The sequence below is a fragment of the Micromonospora sp. NBC_00617 genome (assembly GCF_045161355.1).
In the GTDB taxonomy this organism is placed as follows: domain Bacteria; phylum Actinomycetota; class Actinomycetes; order Mycobacteriales; family Micromonosporaceae; genus Micromonospora.
Genome location: NZ_CP107751.1, coordinates 3,307,202 through 3,327,016, shown reverse-complemented (window position 1 = coordinate 3,327,016; position 19,815 = coordinate 3,307,202). Strand labels below are relative to the sequence as shown.

The window sequence follows — 19,815 nt, the reverse complement described above, 5'->3', positions numbered from 1 at the left end:
CGGGTGGAACAGCGCGCGACCGATCCCGACACCGGCCGCAGCGGTGACTAGACTGCCGCGGAACGACCTCACACGCTTAGGAGTGCCGTGACACGCCGCCTCTTCACGTCCGAATCGGTCACGGAAGGCCACCCGGACAAGATCGCCGACCAGATCAGCGACGGCATCCTCGATGCGCTGCTCGCCGAGGACCCGCACAGCCGGGTCGCGGTCGAGACCATGATCACCACCGGCCAGGTCCACATCGCCGGTGAGGTCACCACGAAGGCGTACGCCGACATCCCCACCATCGTCCGGCGCACCATCCTCGACATCGGCTACGACTCGTCAAAGAAGGGTTTCGACGGCGCGTCCTGCGGGGTCAGCGTCTCCATCGGCGCGCAGTCCGAGGACATCGCGCAGGGCGTGGACAACGCCTTCGAACTGCGCACCGGTGCGTCGGAGAGCGCGCTGGACGCGCAGGGCGCCGGCGACCAGGGCATGATGTTCGGCTTCGCCTGCTCGGAGACCCCCGAGCTGATGCCGCTGCCCATCGCCCTCGCCCACCGGCTGGCCCGCCGGCTCGCCGCGGTGCGCAAGGACGGGACCATCCCGTACCTGCGCCCGGACGGCAAGACCCAGGTCACCATCGAGTACGAGGGGCTGCGCCCGGTCCGCCTGAACACCGTCGTGGTGTCCAGCCAGCACGCCGCGGACATCTCGCTGGAGTCGCTGCTCACCCCCGACGTGCGCGACTCCGTCATCGCGCCCGAGCTGGAGAGCCTCGGTCTGGACACCGAGGGCTACCGGCTGCTGGTCAACCCGACCGGCCGGTTCGAGATCGGCGGCCCGATGGGTGACGCCGGCCTGACCGGCCGCAAGATCATCGTCGACACGTACGGCGGGTACGCCCGGCACGGCGGCGGCGCGTTCTCCGGCAAGGACCCGTCCAAGGTGGACCGCTCGGCCGCGTACGCGATGCGTTGGGTGGCCAAGAACGTGGTCGCCGCCGGCCTGGCGGAGCGGTGCGAGGCGCAGGTCGCCTACGCCATCGGCAAGGCGCACCCGGTGAGCCTGTTCGTCGAGACGTTCGGCACCGAGACCGTGCCGGTGGCCTCGATCGAGAAGGCCGTCTCCGAGGTCTTCGACCTGCGCCCGGCCGCGATCATCCGGGACCTCAACCTGCTCCGCCCGATCTACCAGCAGACCGCCGCGTACGGCCACTTCGGCCGGGAGTTGCCGGACCTGTCGTGGGAGAGCACCGACCGGGCCGCCGACCTCAAGTCGGCCGCGGGAGCCTGACCGCCACCAGGCGTAGCGACCGGCGACCCGCGGAGGGGTCGCCGGTCGCGCGCGTCTGCGTGGACGTTCCGCTGGCGCACCTGGACCGGCCGTTCGACTACCTGGTGCCGGCCGACCTGGCCGACGTGGCGGTGCCCGGCACCCGGGTGAAGGTGCGCTTCGCGGGGCAGTTGGTCGACGGCTGGCTGCTGTCGCGGGCGGACGACTCCGGGCACACCGGCCGGCTCGCCTACCTGGAGAAGGTGGTCTCGCCCGAGCCGGTGCTGACCCCGGAGATCGCCCGGTTGGCCCGGGCGGTCGCCGACCGGTACGCGGGCAACCTGGCCGACGTGCTCCGGCTCGCCGTGCCACCCCGGCACGCCCGGGTCGAGAAGGAGCCCCACGACGAGCAGCCCACGCCGGCGGTCGAATCCGGCGCTGCCGGCGAAGCGGCCGGCCCCGTCGTGCCGGGGGAGATCGTCGTGTCGGGGGAGGCCGTCGACCCGCGCGGCTGGCGGGACTACCCGACCGGGCCGGCGCTGCTGCGGGCGCTCACCGACGGCCGGGCGCCCCGTGCGGTCTGGTCCGCGCTGCCCGGCGAGGACTGGGCGGCCCGCTACGCCGACGCGGTGGCCGCCACCGTCGCCGGTGGGCGGGGCGCCGTTGTCGTGGTGCCCGACGCCCGCGACCTCGACCGCCTCGACGCCGCGCTGACCGGCGTGCTGGGGCCGGGCCGGCACGTCAGCCTCTCCGCCGCCCTCGGGCCGGCCCGGCGCTACCGGGCGTTCCTCGCCGCCCGGCGCGGGCAGGTGCCGGTGGTCATCGGGACCCGGGCCGCGATGTTCGCCCCGGTGCCCCGGCTCGGACTCGTCGCCGTCTGGGACGACGGGGACGACCTGCACTCCGAACCCAGGGCGCCCTATCCGCACGCCCGCGACGTGCTGCTCACCCGGGCGCAGCTCGGCGAGGCCGGCGCGCTGGTCGGCGGGTACGCCCGGACGGCCGAGGCGCAACTGCTGCTGGAGACCGGCTGGGCCCGGGAGGTGGTCGCCGACCGGGCGACGGTGCGGGCCCGGATACCGGCCATCGCGCCGACCGGCGACGACCCACAGCTTGCCCGTGATCCCGGTGCGGCCACCGCGCGGCTGCCCAGCCTCGCCTGGACGGCCGCCCGCGACGCCCTGCGGGCCGGGCTGCCGGTGCTCGTGCAGGTGCCCCGGCGGGGCTATCTGCCCTCGGTCTCCTGCGCCGACTGTCGTACCCCGGCCCGCTGTGCGCACTGCGCCGGCCCGCTCGCGCTGCCGTCGGCCGGCGGTACCCCCGCCTGCCGGTGGTGCGCCCGGGTCGCCGCGGCGTACGCCTGCCCGCAGTGCGGCGGGCGGCGGCTGCGCGCCGCGGTGACCGGTGCCCGACGTACCGCCGAGGAGTTGGGCCGGGCCTTTCCCGACGTGCCGGTGCGGACCTCGGGGCGCGAGGAGGTGCTGACCGACGTGCCCGGCGGTGCGGCCCTGGTGGTCGCCACCCCCGGCGCCGAGCCGGTCGCCGAGGGCGGCTACGGCGCGGTGCTGCTGCTCGACTCGTGGGCCCTGCTGACCCGGGCCGACCTGCGTGCCGGCGAGGAGGCGCTGCGCCGGTGGCTGGCCGCCGCGGCCCTGGCCCGCCCGGCGCCGGCCGGCCGCGTGGTGGTGGTCGCCGACGGCGCGCTCGCCCCGGTGCAGGCGCTGCTGCGCTGGGACGCCGCCTGGTTCGCCGGCCGGGAGTTGGCCGAGCGCCGCGAGCTGGGTTTTCCGCCGGCGGTACGGATGGCCAGCGTCACCGGCCCGGCCGAGGCGGTTGCCGACCTGCTCGCCGCGGCCCGACTGCCCGGCGACGCCGAGGTGCTCGGGCCGGTGCCGGCCGACGAGGGGCGCGAGCGGATGCTGGTGCGGGTGCCCCGGGCGCGGGCCGCCGCGCTCGCCGAGGCCCTGCACTCGGCCGCCGGGGTGCGCACCGCCCGCAAGGCCGCCGACCCGGTTCGTCTCCAGGTCGATCCGCTGAGCCTGTTCTGACCGTTTTCCCGGGGGCGCGGCCACTTTCCCGGGGCGCGGCCGGCGGGTCGAACCCGGCCTGACGGGTGGCGCCCGCACACCGCGTCCGGCAAAGCGCTGGCGTCGAGGTGGTAGCATCGCCCGTCATGCTCGGGCGTACGACGGCCCCAGGTCACGGCACCGCCGAAGACGGGCGGGCCGGGAACGCGTCGGTCGGACGCGATGTCGATGATGTCAGGAAGCCGGTTATCAGGGGTGGACCAGTCGTGACCGTTCGACAATCGATCGTCTTCAACGGCGACCTCGGCAGCGGCAAGAGCACCGTGTCGGTGGAGATCGCCAAGCGGCTCGGGATGCGCCGGGTCAGCGTGGGTGACCTCTACCGGGAGATGGCGCAGCAGCGGCAGATGACCGCCCTGCAGCTCAATCTGCACGCCGAGCTGGACCAGGCCGTCGACGGTTACGTCGACCAGCTCCAGCGCGACATCGCCGCCTCCGGCGAGCATCTGATCATGGATTCGCGGCTGGCCTGGCACTTCTTCACCCACGCGCTCAAGGTGCACATGATCACCGAGCCGGGTGAGGCGGCCAGCCGGGTGCTGGCCCGCCCGTCCGGGCCGGCGGAGAGCTACGCCTCGCTCCAGGAGGCGAAGGCCAAGCTCCGCGAGCGCAGCGAGAGCGAGCGCAGCCGGTTCATCGTCCGCTACGGGGTGGACAAGGCGCGGTTGCGCAACTATGACCTGATCTGCGACACGACCCGGGCCTCCGCCCCCGAGGTGGTCGAGCACATCATCGCCGCGTACGAGGGCACGCTCGGCGCCGACGTGCTGCGCGACGGCCCGCCGCTGCTGCTGCTCGACCCGGCGCGGGTCTACCCGACCGAGGACATCGCGACCCTGCGCGGGCTCTGGGACAGCGAGTTCGTCGGCGACGTGGCCGAGGCCGGCGACGAGTCCCTGGAACCGCTGAAGATCGGCTTCACCGGGGAGTACTTCTTCGTCGTCGACGGCCACCGTCGGCTCAGCGCCGCCATCCAGAACGGTTTCTCCCTGGTCCCCGCCGAGCTGGTCGCCGAGGTCGACGAGCCGGTGGTGGGCGGGATGAGCGCCGTGGACTACTTCGCCGCGCAGGTACGCCCCGGCCTGGTCTACGACTGGGAGGCGGCCCACAAGATCCAGCTCCCGCTGCCCGAGCCGGCGCTGCTCGGCGGCGACGCCGTGCTGGCCGGGGATACGGGCGCCGGCGCCTAGCTGGCGGCGGTCACCGTCGGTCACCTCTGTCGCGGCGGATGTGGTGGTGAGCGGTATACCTCAGAGGCATATTCATACCTCTGAGGTATACCGCTTTTCAGGACAACGGCGGGGCAGGCCAGCCAGGTGCTGTCAGATGTGACGCTCTCCGCGCGAAGGCGTCAGCCCAGGACCACGCCCGAGGCGCCGACGCCAGCCATGCCGGAGAAGATGTCCTCGTAGTACATCCGCCAGGCGCACACCCGCCCGGTGGGGACATAGCCGGTACACGCCGTCGCGGTGTTGGCGTCGTCGATGGCGGTGTTCGTGCCGGTCGCCCAGACCTGGAGGGTGTTCGCCGGGTTGACGATCTCCACCGGGCCGCCGCTGTCGCCCTGGCCGACGGCGTTGGTGTGGGTGGTGTTCTCGGCCTGCACCTGGCCGCAGACCGTGCCGAAGTCGCGCACGTTGATGCACAGGTTGCGGGCCTTCACCTGGATCGAGCACCGGGTGCCGGAGTACGCGCCGGAGGTGCACACCCAGTTGCCGACCTGGCTGGCCTGCGCGCCGATCACCTGGTTGCTGAACTCGCTGACCACCGCGCCGGCCGCGTCGGTGCTGTTGTTGAAGACCCGGCCGCCGGAGGTGCCCGCGATGATCAGGGTGTCGCTGCTGACGTTGCGGCTCGTGACGACACCGATCGTCTGGCCGGTCGGGTCGGCCGCCGTGACGTTGAGGTTGGCGCAGTGCGCGGCGGAGAGCATCCGCGACACCCCGCCCTGGAAGACCCCGAAGCCGGTCGAGCAGCCGCCACCGGTGGCGGTGTTGCGCCACGCGGCGCCACCCCACCAGGGCGACGTGTCGTCCCACCGGGTGGCGGGCGCGGCGGCGACCCCGGTCTGCACGGTCACCGGAACGCCGGCGAGAGCCGTCGCGCCGAGCAGCCCGCTCTGCGTACCGACGAGCAGGCCGGCGCCGTCGGCGCGCGGCCCCACCGTGGTGATCTTGTCGCCGGCCGAGGCCCGCAGCCGGCCGGCCGCGACCATCAGCTCGGCCTGCGAGTACGCGGCGGGCAGCACCGTCGTCGCGACGGTGGCCCGGGCGTTGGCCACGAGGCGGGCCGGCGGCTCGCCCTTCCAGTAGACCTGGAGCTGGCGGGTGGTGGGATCGGCGACGATACCGGCGAAGCCGGAGTTCGCGCTGCGCTGCGCGGCGTTGGTGATCTGGGCGGCGGCGGTGTTCATCCGCTGCTGCAACCGGAGCAGCTCCGACCAGGAGGCGAAACCGCCCGGCACCGCCGTGCTGTCGACGAACGATCCGGTGGTGGTGGCCTTGCCCTTCGGCGCGGCGGTGGCCGGTGCGGCGCTCACGCCCGCGACGAGCAGCGTGAGGCCGCACGCGGTGGCGGCGATGCGACGCAGCATCGTCGTGGACCGTCGGGCGGTCGGGTGTGGACGGATCATCTGTACCCCTTCCCCAGGGTTTCGTGGCGCGGGCCGAACCCGCACCTGGGACGGTGGCACGAGACGTCGATCCCGCACGGCGATCCTGGACGGGACTGGACACCGTCGGACACCGCCGGACGGGGCAAAGGTCTGATGTGAACTGTCAGACATCGGCCGCCTCCTATCTAGCGGTGTGTGACCGCAACTAGCCTGCCCGTGTCGGCATCCGGGGCGGCCGGGTGACCGGTAGGGGGTGGGGGCCGCATGTCCGACCAACGGGTACCGTCCGGCGTTCGTCGAGCACCGCAGGGGCCGCCCGCGGCGTTCGACGTGGCCCGCGGCGGCGTCGAGGCGCAGACCTTGCAGGAGCTGGCCGGCCTGCTGCGCCAGCTGCGCCGCCGCGAAGCCCGGCAGCAGGGGGAGACCCGGCTGACGTACCGGCAGTTGGCGGCGAAGACCGGCTGGTCGCGCGGGATCATCGGGGAGTACTTCGCCGGCAACATCCTGCCCCCGCCGGAGCGGTTCGACGCGCTCATCCGGCTGCTCGGCGCGACCCCCACCGAGCAGGGGGTGCTGGCCACCGCGCGGGACCGGATCGAGGAGCGACGTCGACGTCCGACACGGGACCACGCCGCCACCGGCCGGGCAGGCGCCGGGGCCGTACGGGCCCGCAACGGCGGCACCCGGGCCGCCCCGGCCCCGGCGCGCTTCCCGGTGCCCCGCCAACTGCCCCCGGCGCTGCCCGGATTCGTCGGACGTGCCGCCCAACTCGCCCAGCTCGATGTCGCCTGCGCCGGCCCGGACACCTCCGGCGACGGCGGCCGGGCGCCGGCCACCGTGGTGACGCTGTCCGGCACGGCCGGGGTGGGCAAGACGACGCTGGCGGTGTACTGGGCGCACCGGGTCGCCGACCGGTTCCCGGACGGCCAGCTCTACGTCGACCTGCGCGGATTCGACTCCACCGGAACGGTGGTGACGGCCGTCGAGGCGGTACGCGGCTTCCTGGAGGCCCTTGAGGTGCCGCCCGAACGGATCCCCACCCACCTGCCCGCGCAGGTGGGTCTCTATCGCAGCCTGCTCGCCGGTCGCCGGATGCTGGTGCTGCTGGACAACGCCCGCGATGCCGACCAGGTCCGGCCGCTGCTGGTCGGCAGCCCGACCTGCCTGGTCCTGGTCACCAGTCGCAACCGGCTGGCCGGCCTGGTCGCCACCGAGGGCGCCCGGCCGGTCGGCGTCGACCTGCTCAGCGCCGCCGAGGCCTGGAAGCTGTTGGCCCGGCGGCTCGGCGCCGACCGGTTGGCAATCGAGCCGCAGGCAGTGGACGAGATAATCGAGCGATGCGCGCGGCTGCCGCTGGCCCTGGCGGTGCTCGCCGCGAGGAGTGCGGCGAATCCCGCGTTCCCCCTGGCCACCCTCGCCGCCGAGCTGCGCGGGGCGCCGCGTCCGCTGGACTCCTTCGACGGTGGCGACGCGGGCACCGACGTGCAGGCCGTCTTCTCCTGGTCGTACCGGAGCCTCACGCCCGCGGCGGCACGGCTGTTCCGGCTGTTCGGCTGTCATCCCGGTCCGGACATCGGGGTCGCCGCGGCGGCCAGCCTGGCGGGGCTGCCCCGGGAGCAGGTGCCCCGGCTGTTGGCGGAGCTGGCCCATGCCCATCTCGTCAGCGAGCACGCCCCCGGCCGGTTCGGCGCGCACGACCTGCTCCGGGCGTACGCCGCCGAGCAGGCCGACCGGCGTGAGCCGGCCGAGGCGCGGCGGGCCGCGATCCGGCGCGGGCTGGACCACTACCTGCACACCGCCCACGCGGCAGCGCTGCTGCTGCAGCCGGGTCGCGATCCGGTGACCCTGGCGGCGGCCCCACCGGGTGTGGTGCCCGAGGAGATCACCGACCACGCTCAGGCGCTCGCCTGGTTCACCGTCGAGTACCCGGTGCTGCTGGCGGCCGTCGCGCACGCGAAACGTGCCGGGTTCGACGCCCACGCCTGGCAGCTCGCGTGGACGCTGGTGGACTTCCTGCAACGCCGGGGACGGTGGCCGGACCTGGCCGTCGCCCAGCGGACCGCCCTGGCCGGTGCGCGGCGGGCGGGGGACCGACTCGGGCAGGCGAACGCCCACCGCGACCTCGCCCGGGTGCTGTCCCGGCTGGGCCGGGTCGACGAGGCGGCGAGCAACTACCGGCAGGCCCTGGCGCTCTTCGGGGCGCAGGGCGACCACACCGGGCAGGCGCGTACCCACCGGGCGTTCGGCGCGATGCTCGACGGCCTCGGCCGATACGCCGAGGCGCTGGACCACGTGCGGCGGGCTCTCGCGCTGTACCGGGACGCCGGCCATCTGGCCGGGGAGGCCAGCGCCCGCAACGCGGTGGGTTGGGCGCACGCCCAGCTCGGCCAGTACCGCCCGGCGCTCACCCACTGCGAGCAGGCGTTGGCGCTGCTGCGCCGGACCGGCGACCGGCACGGTGAGGCGAACACCTGGGACAGCCTTGGCTTCATCCACGCGCGGCTGGGCGACCACCGGGAGGCGATCCGCTGTTACGGGCGGGCGCTGCGGCTGTACCGGCGAATCAGCGACCGCTACGACGAGGCGGACACCCTCTCCCGGCTCGGCGAGAGCCGGCACGCGGCGGGGGACCCGGCCGGCGCGACGCGTACCTGGCGGCGTGCCCTGGGCATCCTCGATGACCTCGGTCACCCCGACGGCGAGCGGGTCCGCGCCCGGCTGGCCGGTGCGGCGGCCAGCCGGGGCGGAGCGGGGTGATGCTGGGCACACCGGCGGTGGTCGATCGAGGTACGCCGGCCGGCGCGCTCGGGGGCACTCCGTAGACTGGTACGCGCCGCTCGCCCGCCTGATGAAGGAGCCGTCCCGCGTGACCGTCCAGCCCATCCGTCTTTTTGGGGATCCGGTGCTGCGCACGCCGGCCGATCCGGTGGTCGACTTCGACGTTGAGCTGCGGAGGCTCATCGCCGACCTCACCGACACGATGCGGGGGCAGAACGGCGCCGGCCTGGCCGCGCCGCAGCTCGGTGTCAGCCTGCGGGTGTTCGCCTTCGACGTCGACGACGTGCTCGGGCACCTGGTCAACCCGGTGCTGGAGTTCCCCGACGAGGAGGAGCAGGACGGCCCCGAGGGCTGCCTGTCCATCCCCGGGCTCTACTTCGACACCAAGCGCCGGCAGAACGTCATCGCCAAGGGCTTCAACGGCTACGGCGACCCGCTGCAGATCGTCGGCACCGGGCTGATGGCCCGCTGCGTGCAGCACGAGACCGACCACCTCGACGGTGTGCTCTTCCTCGACCGGCTCGACGCCGCCGGTCGCAAGGAGGCCATGAAGGCCATCCGCCAGGCCGAGTGGTACGACCCCGCCGCGCCGCCGGTGGTCAAGGTCAACCCGCACGCCGGTGGCAGCCCGTTCGGTCTGGGTCGGTGACCCGGATGCGTGTGATCTTCGCCGGTACGCCGGCGGTGGCCGTACCCGCCCTGGCCGCCGTCGCGGCCTCCCGGCACGAGCTGGTCGCCGTGGTGACCCGGCCCGACGCGCCCGCCGGGCGGGGGCGTGGCCTGTCCCGCTCCCCGGTCGGCGCGTGGGCCGACGAGCACGGCGTCGAGGTGCTCACGCCGGCCCGCCCCCGTGACCCGGAGTTCCTCGACCGGCTGCGCGAGCTGTCCCCGGACTGCGTGCCGGTGGTCGCCTACGGCGCGCTGGTGCCGCCGGCCGCCCTGGAGATTCCCCGGTACGGCTGGATCAACCTGCACTTCTCGCTGCTGCCCGCCTGGCGGGGCGCCGCGCCCGTGCAGCACGCGGTGCTGCACGGCGACGAGCTGACCGGCGCCAGCGTCTTCCAACTGGAGCAGGGCCTGGACACCGGGCCCGTCTTCGGCACCCTGACCGACGAGATCCGCCCCGGCGACACCTCCGGCGACCTGCTGGAGCGGCTCGCCGACTCCGGCGCCGGGCTGCTGGTGGCGGTGCTCGACGCGATCGCCGACGGCACCGCGCGGGCCGAGCCGCAGCCCGCCGACGGGGTGTCGCTGGCGCCGAAGCTGACCGTGCAGGACGCCCGCGTGCGCTGGGGTGACCCGGCCTTCGCGGTGGACCGGCGGATTCGCGCCTGCACGCCGGCCCCGGGCCCGTGGACGACCTTCCGGGACGAGCGGGTGAAGCTCGGCCCGGTCGCACCGGTGGCCGACGGTCCGGACCTGAAACCGGGGGAGCTGCTGGTGGAGAAGACCCGGGTGCTGGCCGGCACGGCCACCGTGCCGGTGCGCCTCGGCGAGGTCCGCGCCGCGGGCAAGCGCGCCATGGCGGCCACTGACTGGGCGCGCGGCGTCCGCGTCAGCGCCGGCGAGGGCCTCGCGTGACGGCCCCGGAGGGGACGCGTCCGTTCCGCGGTGGTTCGTCCGCCGGCCGCGGCGGCGACCGCCGGCCGACCCGGCCACCACTGGACCGGCCACGACGCGTGGCGTACGAGGCGGTGGCGGCCGTGCACCGCGACGACGCCTTCGCCAACCTCGTGTTGCCCACCATCCTGCGCGAGGAGGGGCTGTACGGCCGCGACGCCGCGTTCGCCACCGAGCTGACCTACGGCACCCTGCGCCACCTCGGCACGCTCGACGCGATCCTCAGCGACGCGTCCGGGCGGGACGTGGCCCGCATCGACCCGCCGGCGCGCGACGCGCTGCGGATCGGGGCGTACCAGCTGCTGCACACCCGGGTGCCCCCGCACGCCGCCGTGTCGTCGACCGTGGACCTGGTCCGCTCGGTCGCGCCGGGCGCCGCCGGGTTCGCCAACGCGGTGCTGCGCGAGGTGTCCACCCGCGACATCGACGCGTGGGTGGCCAAGCTCGCCCCGCCGATCGAGACCGACCCGGTCGGGCACCTGGCGCTGGCGTACAGCCACCCGCAGTGGATCGTGCGGGCCTTCTCCGAGGCGCTCGACGGCGACCTGGGCGAGACCGCCCGGCTCCTGATCGAGGACAATGAGCGTCCCCCGGTGCACCTGTGCGCCCGTCCCGGCCTGATCGACCCGATCGAGCTGGCCGACCAGGTCGGCGGCGCGCCCGGCGCCTTCTCGCCGTACGCCGTCTATCTGCCCGGCGGTGCGCCGGGCGACGTGCCGGCGGTGGTCGACGGTCGCGCCCACGTCCAGGACGAGGGCTCCCAACTCGTGGCAGCGGCGCTCGCGGACGCGCCGCTGGACGGCCCGGACGGGCGCTGGCTGGACCTGTGCGCCGGTCCGGGTGGCAAGGCCGGCCTGCTCGGCGCGTTGGCCGCGCAGCGCGGCGCCCGCCTGACCGCCGTGGAGGTGGCCGAGCACCGGGCCCGGCTGGTGTCCCAGGCGACCCGGGGTCTGCCGGTGACCGTGGTGGCCACCGACGGTCGTGAGGTCGGCGCCGACCCGAAGCTGCCGGAGGGCCACTTCGACCGGGTCCTGGTGGACGCCCCGTGCACCGGGCTGGGCTCGCTGCGTCGCCGGCCCGAGTCGCGCTGGCGCCGCCAGCCCTCGGACCTGCCGCCGTTGACCCGGCTCCAGCGGGAACTGCTGGGCGCGGCGCTGCGGGCGGTCCGGCCGGGCGGGCTGGTCGCCTACGTCACCTGCTCGCCGCACACCGTGGAGACGCACGTGACGGTCACCGAGGCGGCTCGCCGCAGCGGCGTGTCGGTGGACTTCGTCGACGCCCGACCGCTGCTGCCGGCCGGCATGCCCGGCCTGGGCGACGGCCCCACCGTGCAGCTGTGGCCGCACCGCCACGGCACCGACGCGATGTTCCTCGCCGTCCTACGCCGAGGCTGAGTCGCACCGCAAATGAAAGGAAGGGCCCCTTGTTAACGCCAGGCGTTAACAAGGGGCCCTTCCTTTCATTTGCGGTGGGTCAGGTGACCGGTAGGCCCTTGACGCCGGCGTTCTTCATCGAGCGGGTCAGGTTCCGGTCGCTGATCCAGAGGAAGCACTGCACGCCGCGGTTGCCGTTGCGCCACTCCTGCTCGTACGGCTGGTAGTAGATCGTTCCGGCGCGGAAGTCGAGCTGCGAGTTGTCGGGCACCTTGGCGTACTTGGCGGTCACCGACTGGCACGCCCGGTGGGTGCGCTTGGTGGTGCGGTTGAACTCCGCGTAGCTGACGTCCGGGGCCTGCCAGATCCCGACGAACTCGGCGTGGTGCTTGGCGGTGCAGGACACCGCCACCATCTCCTCGATCTTGTCCTTGTCCAGCTTGGGGTTGAAGCAGCGGTACGCCAGCGGCGAGGCGCCGGTCAGTGCACCCCGCAGGCTGCCGGTGCGCAGGTCGACGGCGGTGTCGTCGATGCTGGCGATCTCGGTGACGTCACAGCGGTACCAGCGGGCCCCGCCGCCCCAGGCGGCCGGTGAGGGCAGCACGACGGCCAGCCCGAGGCGCCCGGAGCGCCAGTCGGCGCCGACCGCCATGTTGACCTCCGTCTCGCAGCCGGCCTGCGCGGTCCGCATGCCCACCGAGCCGGGCGGCGGCGGTGTGCCGCGTTCGGTGCCGGGGCCGGTGAGCGTGCCGACGTGCAGGGTCTCCACCCGGTGCGACTCGGCGCACTCCATGGGGTTGTAGCCGCTCAGGAAGCCGACCTGCTGGAAGGAGTGGTGGCAGACGCCGGCGGCGGGGACGAACTGCTGCGCCGCCACGGGCGCCGGCCAGTCGTCGGTGAGGTCACGGTCGACTCCGGCGGGTGCGCCACAGCCGGTGAGCGCCAGGGCCACCGCCGCGCTCCCGGCAATCGCCGTCAACCACCGTCGCATCGTCGACCTCCCGCCGCTGGTGACCTCCGGACGGCCCCCAGCCGGCCGGTAGCGCCACGGCGCAGCAGCATACGGCACCGCGAATCAGATCGCGGGCAGTCCCTCGGGGCCGGCGCCGCGCATCGAACGGGTGAGTTTGCGGTCGTCGCTCCACAGGAAACAGCGCACCCCACGGTCGCCCTCCTCCCATTCCCGCTGCGACGGTGGGTAGTAGATGGACCCGGCCCGGTACGGCAGGTCGCTGTTGTTCGGCACGGCCGCGTACGTGGCGATCAACGCCATGCAGCGCCGGTGCGCCTGCTCGCCCGCCCGGCTGAACTCGGCCCAGCTCACGTCCCGTTCCTCGTAGACGCCGACGAACTCGGCGCGGTGCGGCTCGGTGCAGAGCACCGGGGCCATGTAGTTGAGGTTGTCGCCGATCAGCTTCGGGTCGAAGCAGCCGTGGGTCAGCGGGGTGTCGCCGATCAACGCGCCGCGCAGGCTGCCGACGCGGTTCACCGGCCGGGTGTTGTCGATGCTGTCGGTCTCGCTGAGGTCGCAGCGGAACCAGCGTGCGCCGCCGGTCCAGGCGGGACCGCTGGGCAGCGAGAGCGTCAGGGTGAGCCGGGCCGTGTGCCAGTCGCCGCCGAGCACCTCCCGGGCCCGCTGGTCGCACTCGGAGCGGGCCGCGCGCAGCGCGGTCGAGCCCGGGCCCGGTCGGGTGCCGGCCTGCGCGGCCGGGCCCGTGAACGTGCCGACGTGGATCGCCTCGGCGAGGTGGCTGCGGGCGCAGTCGACCGTCTCGTACGTGCTGGCCTGCACGACCGAGGTGATCCGGGGCAGGCAGGTGTCGGTGGCGGGGGTGAACGGCCGCGGAACCCGCAGTGCCGGCCAGTCGTCGGTGAGGTCACCGTCCGCGCCTCGCGCCGGCCCACAGCCGGCCAGCAGCATCGTCGTGATGCCGATCAGCGCCAGCGCTGGAAGCCACCGTCGCATCGTCTGCCCTCCTGCGAGCTGGCGACCGGTCACCGCGCCCCGCGGCGCGACCCCGGCGGGCGTGCAGCCTACGGCACCGTCCCGCTTGGAGTGTCGTCGCGTTTGGGTCGATCGGCCAGCCACTGATGTCTGTTCGTCCGGAATCGATGGCCCGGACCGGCTCATTCTGCACTACTGGTCACTGCTGGGTCACAGCGTGTCGGAGTTGGTGCGGTGCTGCGGGCAGCGGATGGCCGCGTTCGTACACTGGCCCCGTGACCGTACCGCCGCCGATCGTCGCGCCGAGCATCCTGGCCGCCGATTTCGCCCGCCTCGCCGAAGAGGTCCGTGCCGTCGAGGACGCCGCGGACTGGTTGCACGTGGACGTGATGGACAACCATTTCGTGCCCAATCTGACCATCGGGCTGCCCGTGGTGCAGAGCCTGCGAGCCGCCACCACGATGCCGTTCGACGTGCACCTGATGATCTCCGACCCGCGCCGGTGGGCCCCCGGCTACGCCGACGCCGGGGCGTACAACGTCACGTTCCACGCCGAGGCGGCCGACGACCCGGTGGCGCTCGCCAAGGACCTGCGCTCGGCCGGCGCGAAGGCCGGGCTGGCCATCGACCGGGACACCCCGATCGAGCCGTACCTGGAGCTGCTGCCCAGCTTCGACACCCTGCTGATCATGACGATCAAGGCGGGCTTCGGCGGGCAGCGGTTCATCCCGCAGCTGCTGGACAAGGTTCGCGCCGCCCGTCGACACGTCGACGCGGGCCACCTGGAGCTGCGCATCGAGGTGGACGGCGGGATCGCCGCCGACACCATCGAGCAGGCGGCCGCCGCCGGGGCCGACGCGTTCGTGGCCGGCACCGCCGTCTACGGCGCCGCCGACCCGGCCGAGGCGGTCCGGCACCTGCGGGCCCTGGCGGAGCGCGCGGCGCCCGGGGCCTGAGGTGGAGCCCGAGGTCGACCGCAAGGACATCATCCTCGTCGTCGACGACGACGAGGACATCGCCCGATTCGTCGAGTTCAACCTGCGGCTGCACGGCTTCGAGGTGATCCACGCCAGTGACGGCCAGGAGGCGCTGGAGGTCATCGAGCGGCAACGGCCGGACCTGGCCGTGGTCGACCTCATGATGCCCCGCATCGACGGTCTGGAGCTGACCCGACGACTGCGCGCCGACCCGATGACCTCCGCCCTGCCGGTGATCATGTTGACGGCCAAGGGGATGACCGTGGACAAGGTCCACGGGCTCAGCGCCGGCGCCGACGACTACCTGGTCAAGCCGTTCGACACCGCCGAGCTGGTGGCCCGGGTCTCCTCGACGCTGCGCCGCAACAAGGAGTTCCGGGAGGTCTCCCCGCTGACCGGCCTGCCCGGCAACAGCCGGATCCGGCGGGAGATCAGCGACCGGGTCCGGCACGGGGTGGACTACGCGGTCGGCTACATCGACATCGACCGGTTCAAGAGCGTCAACGACCGGTACGGCTTCGTCCGCGGCGACGACTTCATCTCCGCGCTGGCCCGCAGCCTGCACCGTGCGGTGGTGGCGGTGGGCCTGCCGCCGGCCTTCCTCGGCCACGTCGGCGGCGACGACTTCGTGATCGTCTGCGCGCCGGACCAGGTCCGCCCGCTGACCTCCCGGGCGGTGGTCGACTTCGAGAAGTCCGCCGACACGCTCTACGACCCGACCGACCGGGAGCGGGGCTTCGTCGAGCTGAAGGACCGGCGGGGCAATATTCGCCGGGCGGCCCTGGTCACGCTGTCCATCGGGGTCTCCCTCTCCGACGCCGGCAAGCGGTTCACCGACCCCCTGGAGGCCATCGCGGTGGCCTCGGAAATGAAGACGGTCGCCAAGAGCCAACCCGGGTCGTACGTGGCGGTGGACCGGCGGCGCGGCGTCACCTGACGCGTGATCCCGCTGTGAACTAGCTCGCCTGGATAAGGACACACCGCGTTCGGCGTGCAAGACTGCGAAGTACCCACCACGCGCTGGCGGGACTCGGTGAAATTCCGAACCGGCGGTGATCCACGGTCCAACCGTGGTCAGCCCGCGACCCGGACGGCTCTGCCGCCCGGTGGACCTGGTGAAAATCCGGGGCCGACGGTTGGGGGCGGTTCGTCCGCGCCCAGACAGTCCGGATGGGAGACAGCGCGCGGGACGGACGGGTCTTCAGCCGGCCGCTGGCGTCAGCGTGCCGTGCCGCCCATCCGGGTCGGCTGTGCCGTACCCGGACTCCGCCGCCGCCTGCCCGCGGCCCATGCCGCCTCCCTGACCGCCCGCGCGCGGACCGGCGAGTGAGAGGGCAGGGCAGGGCGATGGCCAGCGTCTCCGTCGATGAGGCGATGCGGCGTGCGATCGAGCTGGCGGCTCGCGGGCTGGGCACCACCAGCCCCAACCCGGTGGTCGGGTGCGTGCTGCTCGACGCCGACGGCGAGGTCGTGGGGGAGGGCTTCCACGCGTACGCCGGTGGACCGCACGCTGAGATCGTCGCGCTGGCCCAGGCCGGCCCGCGCGCCGAGGGCGGCACCGCGGTGGTCACTCTGGAACCCTGCGACCACACCGGCCGCACCGGCCCCTGCAGCACCGCGCTCGTCCAGGCCGGGGTGTCCCGCGTCGTCATCGCCGTACCCGACCCGAACCCGGTGGCCTCCGGCGGCGCCGCCACGTTGCGCGCCGCCGGGGTCCAGGTGGATCTGGGGGTACGCGGCGACGAGGCCGAGGCCGGCAACGTCGCGTGGTTGACCTCGATGCGCCGGGGCTGGCCGTACGTCATCTGGAAGTACGCCGCGACCGTCGACGGCCGGTCCGCCGCCGCGGACGGCACCAGCATGTGGATCACCTCGGAGGCGGCCCGGATCGACGTGCACGCGCTGCGCGGCACGGTCGACGCGGTCGTCGCCGGGGTGGGTACCGTCCTCGCCGACGACCCCCGGTTGACCGCCCGCAACCTGCGCGACGGCAGCCTGGCCATCCGGCAGCCGCTGCGGGTGGTGGTGGACAGCTCGGGGCGTACCCCCCTCGACGCCCGGGTCCGCGACGGCGCCGCGCGGACGTGGATCGCGACCGCGGCCGAGGTGGGCGCGGGCCCGGACGGCCGGGTCGATCTGGCGGCGCTGCTCGCGGCGCTGCACCAGCGCGGAGTCCGCGCGGTGCTGCTGGAGGGCGGCCCCCGGCTGGCCGGCGCGTTCCTGGCCGCCGGCCTGGTCGACAAGATCGTCGGGTACGTCGCGCCCCGGCTGCTCGGCGCCGGCCCCACCGCCCTGGTCGACGCGGGAGTGACGACCATCGCTGAAGCCATCGATCTGGAGTTCGTCGACGTTACGCAGGTCGGTCCGGATCTGCGGATCACCGCTTTGCCCCGCAAAAGGGAGGGCTGACATGTTCACCGGCATTGTCGAGGAGTTGGGGGAGATCGTCCGGGTCACCGCCACGGCGGGCGATTCGGCGCTGGTCGCCGTGCGCGGCCCGCTGGTCACCTCGGACGCCCGCCACGGTGATTCCATCGCCGTCAACGGTGTCTGCCTGACGGTGGTGGACGCGGCCGACGGCGTCTTCACCGCCGACGTCATGGGCGAGACCCTGCGCCGCTCCGCGCTGGGCGCGCTGCGCCCCGGCGACCCGGTCAACCTGGAGCGGGCGGCGGCGCTGGGCAGCCGCCTCGGCGGGCACCTCGTGCAGGGCCACGTCGACGGCGTCGGCGAACTGATCTCCCGGGAACCGGCCGAGCAGTGGGAGACGGTGCGGTTCCGGCTGCCCGCCGCCCTGGCCCGGTACGTGGTGGAGAAGGGCTCGATCACCATCGACGGCGTGTCGCTGACCGTGGCCGAGGTGGGCGCGGACGAGTTCGCCGTCGGGCTGATCCCGACCACCCTGAAGCTGACCACGCTCGGCGCGAAGGGCGTCGGCGACCCGGTCAACCTGGAGGTCGACGTGGTGGCCAAGTACGTCGAGCGGCTGCTCGGCGCCCGGCTCACCGACACCGACGCGTTCGGGGCGACCCCGAGCACACCCGGGGTGGCCTGATGGGCCCCCTCGGCTGGCTGCTCGACGCCCAGGTGCAGGTGGCCGGTTCGCCGGTGCTGGCTCGGGAGATCGTCGGCAACGTGTTCGGGCTGGTCTCCGCGCTGCTCGGGCTGCGCCGGCTGGTCTGGGCGTGGCCGGTCGGCATGATCGGCAACGCGCTGCTGTTCACCGTCTTCCTCGGCGGGGTGTTCGCCACCCCGCAGGCCCACGACCTGTACGGGCAGGCCGGCCGGCAGGTGTTCTTCTTCGCGGTCAGCGTCTACGGCTGGTGGCGGTGGCGCCGTAACAGCCGCCTCGACGCCGACCACACCGCGGTGCTGCCGCGTTGGGCCACCGGGCGGGAGCGGCTCGTGCTGCTGCTGGCCGCCGTCGTCGGCACCGCCGTCGCGTACCCGGTGCTCAAGGCGCTGGGCTCCTGGGGCCCGCTGCCGGACGCCTGGATCCTCACCGGCAGCCTGCTGGCCACCTACGGCATGGCCCGCGGCTGGGTCGAGTTCTGGCTGGTGTGGATCGCGGTGGACGCGGTCGGCGTGCCGCTGCTGCTGCGCGGCGGGTTCTATCCGTCAGCGGCCATGTACCTGGTCTACGGCGCCTTCTGCGCCGGGGGCTTCGCCGCCTGGTGGCGCACCTCGCGCGCCACCCGGCCGACCGCCGCACTCCCGCCCACCTACACGGAGGCCGTCGCATGAGCGAGCGCAGCGAGCGAATCATCAGGTCAAGCGCCATGGTGCCGCATGACGCCACTGCTCACAGTCCGACCCCCGGCCGAGGCCGCGTGGCCCTCCCGGGCCAGACCGACCCGGCCGGGGCTCGGACCGTTCGGCGAAGCGGAGTGGCGGCATGAGCAGTTTCGGGAGTATCGACGAGGCGATCGCCGAGATCGCCGCCGGGCGGCCGGTCGTCGTGGTCGACGACGCCGACCGGGAGAACGAGGGCGACCTGATCTTCGCGGCCGAGCGGGCCACGCCGGAGCTGATGGCGTTCATGGTGCGCCACACCTCCGGGTACGTGTGCGTGGCGTTGACCGAGAGCGAGGCCGACCGGCTCGACCTGCCGCCGATGCACCACACCAACCAGGATCGGCGCGGCACCGCGTACACGGTGACCGTGGACGCCCGGGAGGGGATCAGCACCGGCATCTCGGCGGCCGACCGCGCGCACACCAGCCGGCTGCTCGCCGGCGCGGCGACCGACCCGACCGACCTGGCCCGGCCCGGGCACGTGGTGCCGCTGCGCGCCCGCGAGGGCGGGGTGCTGCGCCGACCCGGGCACACCGAGGCGGCGATCGACCTGACCCGGCTCGCCGGGCTGCGCCCGGCGGGCGTGCTCTGCGAGCTGGTCAACGACGACGGCACCATGATGCGGTTGCCGGACCTGGAGAAGTTCGCCGCCGAGCACGGCCTCACGCTGATCACCATCGCCGACCTGATCGCCTACCGGCGGCGTACCGAGAAGCAGGTAGAGCTGGTCGCCGACGCCCGGATGCCGACGCGGCACGGGGTGTTCCGGGCGCTCGGCTACCGCGCCGAGCACGACCCGGCCGAGCACGTCGCGATGGTGCTCGGTGACCTCGGCGACGGTCAGGACGTGCTGGTCCGGGTCCACTCCGAGTGCCTGACCGGGGACGTGTTCGGCTCGCTGCGCTGCGACTGCGGGCCGCAGCTGGACGCCGCGCTGGCCCGGGTCGCCCGCGAGGGCCGGGGCGTGGTGCTCTACGTGCGCGGGCACGAGGGACGCGGCATCGGCCTGCTGCACAAGCTGCAGGCGTACCAGTTGCAGGACCAGGGCCGGGACACCGTGGACGCCAACCTCGACCTGGGTCTGCCGGCCGACGCTCGCGACTACGGCACCGGCGCGCAGATCCTGTACGACCTGGGCGTGCGCTCGATGCGGCTGCTGACCAACAACCCGGCCAAGCGGGCCGGGCTGGAGGGCTACGGGCTCACCGTCACCGGCCGCGAGGGCCTGCCGGCCGGCGCGCACCCGGAGAACCTGCGCTACCTGCGCACCAAGCGGGACCGGATGGGTCACCTGCTGGACGAGTTGGACGAGGTGTCCGAGGCGCCGCTGGGGCGTCCGGTCGCCGACGACGAGATCGGAGCATGA

General features: G+C 74.0%; 16 protein-coding genes and 1 riboswitch. Of the genes, 13 read left to right on the top strand and 3 right to left on the bottom strand.

Going from position 1 to position 19,815, the window contains the following annotated elements; genetic code table 11:
- Nucleotides 1-87: 87 nt before the first annotated feature.
- The 3 genes from metK to OG505_RS15165 all read left to right on the top strand — a co-directional run bounded on the left by metK (nucleotide 88) and on the right by OG505_RS15165 (nucleotide 4,537).
- Nucleotides 88-1,281 (top strand): methionine adenosyltransferase, encoded by a 1,194-nt coding sequence (metK, locus tag OG505_RS15175; protein WP_405433985.1) that lies wholly within the window; start codon nucleotides 88-90, stop codon nucleotides 1,279-1,281.
- A gap of 59 nt (nucleotides 1,282-1,340) precedes the next feature.
- Entirely contained in the window at nucleotides 1,341-3,308 is a 1,968-nt protein-coding gene (locus tag OG505_RS15170; RefSeq protein ID WP_405433983.1) for a primosomal protein N', read from the top strand.
- 245 nt (nucleotides 3,309-3,553) lie between these two features.
- A complete protein-coding gene (locus tag OG505_RS15165) occupies nucleotides 3,554-4,537 on the top strand; it encodes an AAA family ATPase (protein WP_405433982.1) in 984 nt (327 codons plus the stop codon).
- A gap of 161 nt (nucleotides 4,538-4,698) precedes the next feature.
- On the opposite strand, the gene OG505_RS15160 is transcribed toward OG505_RS15165, so the two are convergent.
- Nucleotides 4,699-5,979, bottom strand: a complete 1,281-nt coding sequence (locus OG505_RS15160) for a hypothetical protein (protein WP_405433980.1) — start codon at nucleotides 5,977-5,979, stop codon at nucleotides 4,699-4,701.
- Between the two features lie 246 nt (nucleotides 5,980-6,225).
- On the opposite strand from OG505_RS15160, the gene OG505_RS15155 reads away from it, so the two are divergent.
- The 4 genes from OG505_RS15155 to OG505_RS15140 all read left to right on the top strand — a co-directional run bounded on the left by OG505_RS15155 (nucleotide 6,226) and on the right by OG505_RS15140 (nucleotide 11,753).
- Nucleotides 6,226-8,718 carry an ATP-binding protein gene (locus OG505_RS15155; RefSeq protein ID WP_405433979.1) on the top strand — a complete coding sequence of 831 codons (2,493 nt, stop codon included), beginning with the start codon at nucleotides 6,226-6,228 and terminating at the stop codon, nucleotides 8,716-8,718.
- A gap of 109 nt (nucleotides 8,719-8,827) precedes the next feature.
- The gene (def, locus tag OG505_RS15150) at nucleotides 8,828-9,388 is read left to right on the top strand and encodes a peptide deformylase (protein ID WP_405433978.1); all 561 of its coding nucleotides are present in this window, start codon (nucleotides 8,828-8,830) and stop codon (nucleotides 9,386-9,388) included.
- Between the two features lie 5 nt (nucleotides 9,389-9,393).
- Nucleotides 9,394-10,320, top strand: a complete 927-nt coding sequence (fmt, locus tag OG505_RS15145; protein WP_405433977.1) for a methionyl-tRNA formyltransferase — start codon at nucleotides 9,394-9,396, stop codon at nucleotides 10,318-10,320.
- Nucleotides 10,275-11,753 (top strand): RsmB/NOP family class I SAM-dependent RNA methyltransferase, encoded by a 1,479-nt coding sequence (locus OG505_RS15140; RefSeq protein ID WP_405434511.1) that lies wholly within the window; start codon nucleotides 10,275-10,277, stop codon nucleotides 11,751-11,753. Before fmt ends, OG505_RS15140 begins: the two co-directional genes overlap by 46 nt.
- A 79-nt stretch (nucleotides 11,754-11,832) precedes the next feature.
- On the opposite strand, the gene OG505_RS15135 is transcribed toward OG505_RS15140, so the two are convergent.
- The gene (locus OG505_RS15135) at nucleotides 11,833-12,723 is read right to left on the bottom strand and encodes a septum formation family protein (RefSeq protein ID WP_405433975.1); all 891 of its coding nucleotides are present in this window, start codon (nucleotides 12,721-12,723) and stop codon (nucleotides 11,833-11,835) included.
- Between the two features lie 84 nt (nucleotides 12,724-12,807).
- Entirely contained in the window at nucleotides 12,808-13,698 is an 891-nt protein-coding gene (locus OG505_RS15130) for a septum formation family protein (RefSeq protein WP_405433974.1), read from the bottom strand.
- A gap of 254 nt (nucleotides 13,699-13,952) precedes the next feature.
- Between OG505_RS15130 and rpe the strand changes: the two genes are divergently transcribed.
- From rpe to OG505_RS15100, 6 genes are all read left to right on the top strand, one after another.
- Nucleotides 13,953-14,633 (top strand): ribulose-phosphate 3-epimerase, encoded by a 681-nt coding sequence (gene rpe, locus OG505_RS15125; protein ID WP_405433972.1) that lies wholly within the window; start codon nucleotides 13,953-13,955, stop codon nucleotides 14,631-14,633.
- A 1-nt stretch (nucleotide 14,634) separates the two neighbouring features.
- The gene (locus OG505_RS15120) at nucleotides 14,635-15,591 is read left to right on the top strand and encodes a response regulator (RefSeq protein WP_405433970.1); all 957 of its coding nucleotides are present in this window, start codon (nucleotides 14,635-14,637) and stop codon (nucleotides 15,589-15,591) included.
- 78 nt (nucleotides 15,592-15,669) lie between these two features.
- Nucleotides 15,670-15,840: riboswitch (FMN riboswitch) on the top strand.
- A 161-nt stretch (nucleotides 15,841-16,001) separates the two neighbouring features.
- Nucleotides 16,002-17,063 carry a bifunctional diaminohydroxyphosphoribosylaminopyrimidine deaminase/5-amino-6-(5-phosphoribosylamino)uracil reductase RibD gene (ribD, locus tag OG505_RS15115; protein WP_405433969.1) on the top strand — a complete coding sequence of 354 codons (1,062 nt, stop codon included), beginning with the start codon at nucleotides 16,002-16,004 and terminating at the stop codon, nucleotides 17,061-17,063.
- A 1-nt stretch (nucleotide 17,064) separates the two neighbouring features.
- Complete coding sequence (locus tag OG505_RS15110) at nucleotides 17,065-17,709, top strand: riboflavin synthase (RefSeq protein ID WP_405433968.1); 645 nt, start codon at nucleotides 17,065-17,067, stop codon at nucleotides 17,707-17,709.
- The gene (gene pnuC / locus OG505_RS15105) at nucleotides 17,709-18,398 is read left to right on the top strand and encodes a nicotinamide riboside transporter PnuC (RefSeq protein WP_405433966.1); all 690 of its coding nucleotides are present in this window, start codon (nucleotides 17,709-17,711) and stop codon (nucleotides 18,396-18,398) included. Before OG505_RS15110 ends, pnuC begins: the two co-directional genes overlap by 1 nt.
- 151 nt (nucleotides 18,399-18,549) lie before the next feature.
- The gene (locus OG505_RS15100; protein WP_405433965.1) at nucleotides 18,550-19,815 is read left to right on the top strand and encodes a bifunctional 3,4-dihydroxy-2-butanone-4-phosphate synthase/GTP cyclohydrolase II; all 1,266 of its coding nucleotides are present in this window, start codon (nucleotides 18,550-18,552) and stop codon (nucleotides 19,813-19,815) included.

What these genes read in the sequence shown, in the direction of transcription:
- OG505_RS15160 (WP_405433980.1), bottom strand. Translation starts at nt 5,979, where the DNA reads ATGATCCGTCCACACCCGACCGCCCGACGGTCCACGACGATGCTGCGT.
- OG505_RS15155 (WP_405433979.1), top strand. Translation starts at nt 6,226, where the DNA reads ATGTCCGACCAACGGGTACCGTCCGGCGTTCGTCGAGCACCGCAGGGG.
- fmt (WP_405433977.1), top strand. Translation starts at nt 9,394, where the DNA reads ATGCGTGTGATCTTCGCCGGTACGCCGGCGGTGGCCGTACCCGCCCTG.
- OG505_RS15135 (WP_405433975.1), bottom strand. Translation starts at nt 12,723, where the DNA reads ATGCGACGGTGGTTGACGGCGATTGCCGGGAGCGCGGCGGTGGCCCTG.
- OG505_RS15130 (WP_405433974.1), bottom strand. Translation starts at nt 13,698, where the DNA reads ATGCGACGGTGGCTTCCAGCGCTGGCGCTGATCGGCATCACGACGATG.
- ribD (WP_405433969.1), top strand. Translation starts at nt 16,002, where the DNA reads ATGGCCAGCGTCTCCGTCGATGAGGCGATGCGGCGTGCGATCGAGCTG.
- OG505_RS15110 (WP_405433968.1), top strand. Translation starts at nt 17,065, where the DNA reads ATGTTCACCGGCATTGTCGAGGAGTTGGGGGAGATCGTCCGGGTCACC.
- pnuC (WP_405433966.1), top strand. Translation starts at nt 17,709, where the DNA reads ATGGGCCCCCTCGGCTGGCTGCTCGACGCCCAGGTGCAGGTGGCCGGT.
- OG505_RS15100 (WP_405433965.1), top strand. Translation starts at nt 18,550, where the DNA reads ATGAGCAGTTTCGGGAGTATCGACGAGGCGATCGCCGAGATCGCCGCC.